Origin of the sequence: Mycobacterium sp. SP-6446 (assembly GCF_001954045.1) — a bacterium.
In the GTDB taxonomy this organism is placed as follows: Bacteria; Actinomycetota; Actinomycetes; order Mycobacteriales; family Mycobacteriaceae; genus Mycobacterium.
In genome coordinates, this window is sequence record NZ_MBEM01000193.1 from 1 (window position 1) to 6,600 (window position 6,600).

Sequence of the window (6,600 nt, forward strand, 5' to 3'; positions counted from 1 at the left end):
GGGCTGTGCATCCCGGCCGACGAGGGGATCGGCCCGGGAGACCGCTGGATCGTCGAGCAGATTCGTTCGCCCGCGCCAACACCACCAGCTTCGCATCCTCGTCGTCCAGCCGTTCAGCCATCCAGTTCGCCTTCCTGCTCGACGGGTTCGGCCGGGCTCAGCAGAACGGTGCCGATCCGGACCCGTCCGCGATGATCGGGTCCGCCCTCGGCACGCAGCCGCAGGCCATGTGTGACGACCTCGGCGCCCGGCAGCGGAACCCGGCCCAATTCCAGCGCCAGCAGGCCGCCCACGGTATCGACGTCGAGATCGTCGTCGAATTCCAGATCGTAGAGTTCGCCGACGTCTTCGATCGGCAACCGCGCGGAGACCCGAAACCGCTTGTCCCCCAGGTCTTCTATCGGCGCGGTCTCTTCCTGGTCGTACTCGTCGGCGATCTCCCCGACGATTTCTTCCAGCACGTCTTCGATGCTGACCAAGCCGGCGATGGCGCCGTACTTGTCGACGTTGCGGCTGACCGGCCTGCAGGCCGCAGTGGCCGCCGCCGCATCCAGCGGGGCGACCGGCCTGGAGGCCGCGGTGCTGGTGGGCGCGTCCGCCGACGATCCCGGCATCGCCACGGTCCGCGAATTGTCCGCGACGGCGGTGGTCATCCTCACCGATCGCGACGGGAACGTGTTGTGACGGGTGTGCGCGCTCGCCCATGACTGAATTCCATTCCGGTTTCGTGTGTTTGGTCGGCAGGCCGAACACCGGCAAGTCGACGCTGACGAACGCTCTGGTCGGCACCAAGGTTGCGATCACCTCGAAGCGGCCGCAGACCACCCGCCACACCATTCGCGGCATCGTGCACAGGGAGAACTTCCAGATCGTTCTGGTCGACACTCCCGGCTTGCACCGGCCGCGCACGCTGCTGGGCAAGCGACTCAACGACCTGGTCCGCGACACCTACGCCGAGGTCGACGTCATCGGGCTGTGCATCCCGGCCGACGAGGGGATCGGCCCGGGAGACCGCTGGATCGTCGAGCAGATTCGTTCGGTCGCGCCGAAGACCACGCTCGTCGTCATCGTCACCAAGATCGACAAAGTGCCCCGGGACCGAGTGGCCGCGCAGCTCGTCGCGGTCAGCGAACTGGTCGACGGTTCGGCCGAGATCGTCCCGGTGTCGGCGGCGACCGGCGCCCAGGTCGACGTCCTGACCGACGTGCTGGCCGCCGCGCTCCCGGTCGGCCCGGCCTACTACCCCGACGGGGAATTGACCGACGAACCCGAAGAGGTTCTGATGGCCGAGCTGATCCGCGAGGCCGCCCTCGAAGGAGTTCGCGATGAGCTACCGCATTCGTTGGCCGTGGTGATCGACGAGGTCAACCCCCGCGAGGATCGTGACGACCTGATCGATGTGCACGCGCTGCTCTACGTCGAGCGGGACAGCCAGAAGGGCATCGTCATCGGCAAGGGCGGCGCCCGGTTGCGGGAGGTGGGCACCGCGGCGCGCGCCCAGATCGAGAAGCTGCTCGGGACGAAGATCTATCTCGACCTGCGGGTCAAGGTCGCCAAGAACTGGCAGAGCGACCCCAAACAGCTTGGCCGGCTTGGGTTTTAGCGCCGCTCAATCGCGTGACGGCGGCCCGTGCTGCCACCAGACCGTGGGTTGCTTGCTCGCCCATCCGCAGACGGCCTCCAGCTCGGCCGCCAGCGAGATCAGCATGCCCTCGCTGTTGGCCGGGCCCATCAGCTGCACACCGATCGGCAGGCCGTCGGAGGTGAACCCCGCGGGCACGTTGATCGACGGCCAGCCCAGCACGTTCCACGGCCAGGTCAGCGGGCACGCCGCGATCATGGCGCGGTCGGTGCCCCAGCCGCTCAACCGGTCGAACGCGCGCGCCAACGGGGGCGGCTGCGCGGTCGTCGGAGCCAGCACCACGTCGACGATGTCGAAGATCGACCCCACCCGGCGCTGGGCCGCGGCCTCATGGAGGCGCGCGCTGCGCAGGATCGCCTGACCCAGCACATGGCCCATGCGCATGTTGGCCAGGGTGCGGGGGTCCCAGTTGACGCCGTCGCCCAGCCGTTCTTCCCAATCCCGAAGGCCCGCGGTGGAGCGGGCGAGGAAGTCCCACGACAACCGCAGCCCGTAGTCGGGGTTGCCGGTCTGCACGCTGTGGCCCAGCAGCTCGAGTTGCCTGGCCACGCTCCGGGTCGCGGCGAGGATGTCGGGGTGCAACTTGGGCCGAAAAGCGGTGTAAGGGAACCGGGTTGACACCGCGATGTTCAGCGGACCGGGCGCGATCCCGACATAGTCCGACGCCTTGATCGGGGGCGGCTTGTGCCGGTCGCCGTCGACGTTTCCGGACGCGGCGTCGAGCACCAGCGCGGCATCGGCCACGGTGCGCGCCAGCACGCCGTTGACCGTGATCCCGTTGAACGCCTCCGGCAACGGCCACGTCGAGATCCGGCCGCGCTGCGGCTTGATGCCCACCAGGTGGGTCCACGCGGCGGGGATCCGGATGCTGCCGGCGCCGTCGGAGCCGATGGCTGCGGTGACGAGTCCCGCGGCCACCGCGGCTGCGCTGCCGCCGGACGACCCGCCCGGGGTGTGCCGCCGCGACCAGGGGTTGCGGGTGTGTCCGAACCCGGGTCCGCTGGTGAACGGCCACTGGCCCAGTTCACAGGTGTTCGTCTTGCCGACAATCACCGCGCCGGCCGCCTTCAGGCGGCGCACCACCTCGGCGTCCTGGGTGGCCGGCGGGACATACCCCTCGGTGCCGAAGGCGGTCGGCACCCCGGCAACATCGACGTCGTCCTTCACCGCGATCGGGATGCCCAGCAGTGGCGCGGTGTCGCCGGCGGCCCGCCGCCGATCGGCCTCGGCTGCGTCGGCCAGCGCCGACTCGGTGAGGACCACGCGGAACGCGTTCAGGGTGGACTGACTGAGATCGATGGCGTGCAGGGCGCGGCGCACCAATGTGACCGACGTCACCGAGCGGCTGGCAAGCTGATAGAGCAGGTCGGTCAGCGTGGGCAGGCGCTGGCTGCGGGACCCGTAAGCGGACCCGGAAACGGACTCAGAAGCGCCGACCACGGGGTACGAGACTAACGGCGCGGATCCCCGCAATGTCGCGGCGGGGTGCAAAACTATTGTGATGCGGCTGTATCGAGACCGGGCTGTTGTGCTGCGCCAGCACAAGCTCGGCGAAGCCGACCGGATCGTGACCCTATTGACACGCGATCACGGGCTGGTTCGCGCGGTGGCCAAGGGAGTGCGGCGCACCCGCAGCAAATTCGGCGCACGGCTGGAGCCCTTCGCGCACATTGATGCGCAGCTGCACCCCGGGCGCAACCTCGACATCGTCACCCAGGTCGTTTCCATCGACGCGTTCGCCACCGACATCGTCAGCGACTACGGCCGATACACCTGCGGATGCGCGATGCTGGAAACCGCCGAACGCCTCGCCGGTGAGGAACGGGCCCCCGCCCCGGCCCTGCACCGGCTAACCGTGAGCGCGCTGCGGGCGGTGGCCGACGGGCACCGCCCCCGTGACCTGCTTTTGGACGCCTATCTGCTGCGTGCCATGGGCATCGCCGGGTGGGCACCGGCGCTGACCGAGTGCGCCCGGTGCGCCACCCCGGGCCCGCATCGGGCATTTCACATCGCCGCCGGAGGCAGCATTTGCCCGCAGTGCCGCCCGGCCGGTGCCACCACACCGCCGCTGGGCGTCCTGGACCTGATGTCCGCGCTGCACGACGGCGATTGGGAGGCCGCCCAGGCGGCGCCGCAATCCCACCGAAGCTATGCCAGCGGATTGGTCGCCGCGCACCTGCAATGGCATCTGGAGCGGCAGCTCAAAACGTTGCCGCTGGTGGAGCGCAACTATCAAATCGACAGGCAGATCGCCGAACGGCGCGCGGCGCTGATCGGGCAGGATGAGGCCTGTGGTTAAGTACCGGGTCACCGGGTCCCGGCGAACGGCCGAGCGCAAGCACAAGTTCAGCGACTTCCCGCAGCTGCCCCCCGCGCCCCACGACTACCCGACCTTTCCCGACAAGTCGACATGGCCGGTTGTCTTCCCAGAGCTGCCACCCGCCGCCGACGGCGGCCCGTGCCGGCCACCGCAGCATGTCTCGAAGGCGGCCGCGCCGAGGATCGAGGCCGACCGATTGCCCAATCACGTCGCCATCGTGATGGACGGCAACGGCCGCTGGGCCACGCAACGCGGGCTGAACCGCACCGACGGCCATAAGGCGGGCGAGGCCGTCGTGATCGACATCGTCTGCGGTGCAATCGAACTCGGCATCAAATGGCTCAGCCTGTACGCCTTCTCCACCGAAAACTGGAAGCGTTCCCCCGAGGAAGTCCGCTTCCTGATGGGATTCAACCGCGACGTGGTGCGCATGCGCCGCGTGAACCTCAACACGATCGGGGTGCGGATCCGCTGGGTGGGTTCGCGGCCACGGCTGTGGCGCAGCGTCATCAACGAATTGGAGATCGCGGAGGCGATGACGCGCGGCAACGACGTCATCACGGTCAACTACTGTGTGAACTACGGCGGCCGCGCCGAAATCGCCGATGCGACAAGGGAAATAGCACGCCTCGTGCAGGCGGGCAGGCTGAACCCCGAGCGGATCAGCGAGGCGACGATCGCGCGTCACATGCAGCGGCCCGACATCCCCGATGTCGATCTTTTCCTGCGGACTTCGGGGGAGCAGCGGTCCAGCAATTTCATGTTGTGGCAGGCCGCTTACGCGGAGTACATCTTTCAAGACAAGCTGTGGCCCGATTATGACCGCCGCGACTTGTGGGCGGCCTGCGAGGAATACGCGGAACGCAACAGACGGTTCGGGAGCGCGTAGTGCCATCACTGCAGGAGCGCCTGGCCACGATTCTCCGCGACGTGCTGCCCGTCGAGGACGAAGCCGACGGCGCGTTGACGGTGCACCACGACGGCACCTTCGCGTCGCTTCGGGTGGTGAACATCGCCGAGGGCCTCGACCTGGTGTCGCTGACCCAGATCCTGGTATGGGACCTGCCGTTGACCAAGAAGGTCAGCGATCTGGTGGCCAAGCAGGCGCACGAAAGCAACTTCGGCACCGTGACCCTCGTCGAGAAGGTCAGCGACAAGGCGGTGCAGCGCAACTCCGGCAAGGGCGCGGCGAAGACCGCGGATGTGATGCTGCGGTACAACTTTCCCGGTGCTGGCTTGGCCGACGACGCCTTGCGCACCCTGATCTTGCTCGTGTTGGATACCGGCGCCGAGATACGGCGCTCGCTGACGTCCTAGGACACCGCCGCTGCGGTGGGCGCGACATCTTCGAAAGCGCCGCTCCGCAGCAGCGTGCCCAGCAGTTCTTGGTCGTGGTACGCCGGCCGGGTCGTGTCGATGAACCGTTCGACAACCTCGACGAAGCGGTCGGGATGGTCGTGATGCGGCTGGTGTCCGGACTTTTCGAAGATCTCCAGGCGCGAACCGGGCATCGCCGCGTGGGCCGTGTGGGCATGGTCCACCGGGATGATCAAGTCGTCTTCGCCCCAAATGATCTGCACCGGAACGGTTTGCATGAGGTAGCTGCGATCCAGCATGGTGACGAACTGGCCGCGGCTGTCCACCACCGATCGCAGGGTGCGTGCGAACGCCGCCAGCGCGGCGGGGTCCTGGAAGCCCTCGAGCAGGTTCACGGTATCGACGGCGTCGCGCCCGAATTTGGTGGAACCCAACAGGGTTTGAATGGCGCGGCCAACGACTCGCATGACGGGCAGCGCGCCCGGCAAGCGCACCATCGCCAGCGCCTCGCTGCCCATCGGGCTCGCCGCCAAGCGCAGTGCGAAGCTCACGTCCTGCGCGACGCCGCCGGCACTCACCAGCACGATGCGCTCCACCAGCTGGGGATACTGATAGGCGAATTGCGCCGCGACGCCGCCACCGAACGAATGCCCGACGACGGTGACGCGGTCGATACCGAGCACGGCGAGCAGGTCGCGCATGCCGTTCGCGAAGGCCGCCAACGAGTAGTCGGCGCGCGGCTTGTCGGACTCGCCGTGGCCCAGCAGGTCCGGCGCGATGACCGTGAACCGTTGCGCAAGCTTGGCGTGCACCGGCCCCCACGACGCGGATTTGTCGCCGACGCCGTGGATGAGCAGCAGAGCCGGTCCCGACCCCGCGATCCGGAAGGCGCGGCGGTAGCCATGGATCGTCCGGAACTGCAGCGACGGCGTCTCGACGTCGCGCACCGGCCGCAAGTGGGGCGATAGCTGGTTCCGCATCGTGTGCTCACTTCCCTTGAGGTGATGTCTCGGCCCGTGGGCCGCTCATGGGTAGGAGCACGCGCCGGACGCGTGGCGGACACTTTTTTGCCGAACTTTTTTTAGGAGCGGCACTCCGAGCAGGTGCCGAAGATTTCGATGGTGTGGCTGACCTCGGAGAAACCGTGCTTGGCGGCTACCTGCGCGGCCCACTCCTCGACCTCGTGGTCGCCCACCTCGACGGTGGTACCACAGCCGCGGCAGACCAGGTGGTGGTGATGATGCTCCGAGCACCTGCGGTAGACGGACTCGCCGGTGTCGGTGCGCAGAGTGTCGACCAGTCCCGCCGCCGCCATCGACTG

7 protein-coding genes and 3 pseudogenes are annotated in these 6,600 nt (G+C 68.0%); 6 read left to right on the forward strand and 4 right to left on the reverse strand.

What is annotated here, in order from left to right; translation table 11 throughout:
* Positions 1–78, forward strand: a pseudogene (locus A5736_RS27260) (hypothetical protein); the annotation flags it as partial.
* 35 nt (positions 79–113) lie between these two features.
* Here the strand turns inward: A5736_RS27260 and A5736_RS17725 are convergent.
* Positions 114–506 (reverse strand): annotated as a pseudogene (locus A5736_RS17725) (transporter associated domain-containing protein); the annotation flags it as partial.
* Here A5736_RS17725 and A5736_RS17730 point away from each other — a divergent pair.
* Positions 484–684: pseudogene (locus A5736_RS17730) on the forward strand (cytidine deaminase); the annotation flags it as partial. The pseudogenes A5736_RS17725 and A5736_RS17730 sit on opposite strands and share 23 nt — an antisense overlap.
* A 19-nt stretch (positions 685–703) precedes the next feature.
* A complete protein-coding gene (era, locus tag A5736_RS17735) occupies positions 704–1,603 on the forward strand; it encodes a GTPase Era (protein WP_076247690.1) in 900 nt (299 codons plus the stop codon).
* Between the two features lie 6 nt (positions 1,604–1,609).
* On the opposite strand, the gene A5736_RS17740 is transcribed toward era, so the two are convergent.
* Positions 1,610–3,082, reverse strand: a complete 1,473-nt coding sequence (locus A5736_RS17740; protein WP_076124377.1) for an amidase — start codon at positions 3,080–3,082, stop codon at positions 1,610–1,612.
* A 61-nt stretch (positions 3,083–3,143) separates the two neighbouring features.
* On the opposite strand from A5736_RS17740, the gene recO reads away from it, so the two are divergent.
* The 3 genes from recO to A5736_RS17755 are packed head-to-tail and all read left to right on the forward strand — an operon-like array spanning position 3,144 to position 5,279.
* Positions 3,144–3,941, forward strand: coding sequence for a DNA repair protein RecO (recO, locus tag A5736_RS17745; RefSeq protein WP_076247692.1), 798 nt, complete (start codon positions 3,144–3,146; stop codon positions 3,939–3,941).
* Complete coding sequence (locus A5736_RS17750) at positions 3,925–4,851, forward strand: decaprenyl diphosphate synthase (RefSeq protein ID WP_076124372.1); 927 nt, start codon at positions 3,925–3,927, stop codon at positions 4,849–4,851. The genes recO and A5736_RS17750 overlap by 17 nt, the downstream gene beginning before the upstream one ends.
* Positions 4,851–5,279, forward strand: coding sequence for a hypothetical protein (locus A5736_RS17755; RefSeq protein WP_076247693.1), 429 nt, complete (start codon positions 4,851–4,853; stop codon positions 5,277–5,279). Before A5736_RS17750 ends, A5736_RS17755 begins: the two co-directional genes overlap by 1 nt.
* Here the strand turns inward: A5736_RS17755 and A5736_RS17760 are convergent.
* Together A5736_RS17760 and A5736_RS17765 are read right to left on the reverse strand one after the other, a co-directional pair.
* Positions 5,276–6,259 (reverse strand): alpha/beta fold hydrolase, encoded by a 984-nt coding sequence (locus A5736_RS17760; protein WP_076064676.1) that lies wholly within the window; start codon positions 6,257–6,259, stop codon positions 5,276–5,278. The genes A5736_RS17755 and A5736_RS17760 overlap by 4 nt on opposite strands.
* Before the next feature lie 101 nt (positions 6,260–6,360).
* On the reverse strand, positions 6,361–6,600 hold a 240-nt coding region (locus tag A5736_RS17765; protein WP_139333395.1), incomplete at its 5' end, for a Fur family transcriptional regulator.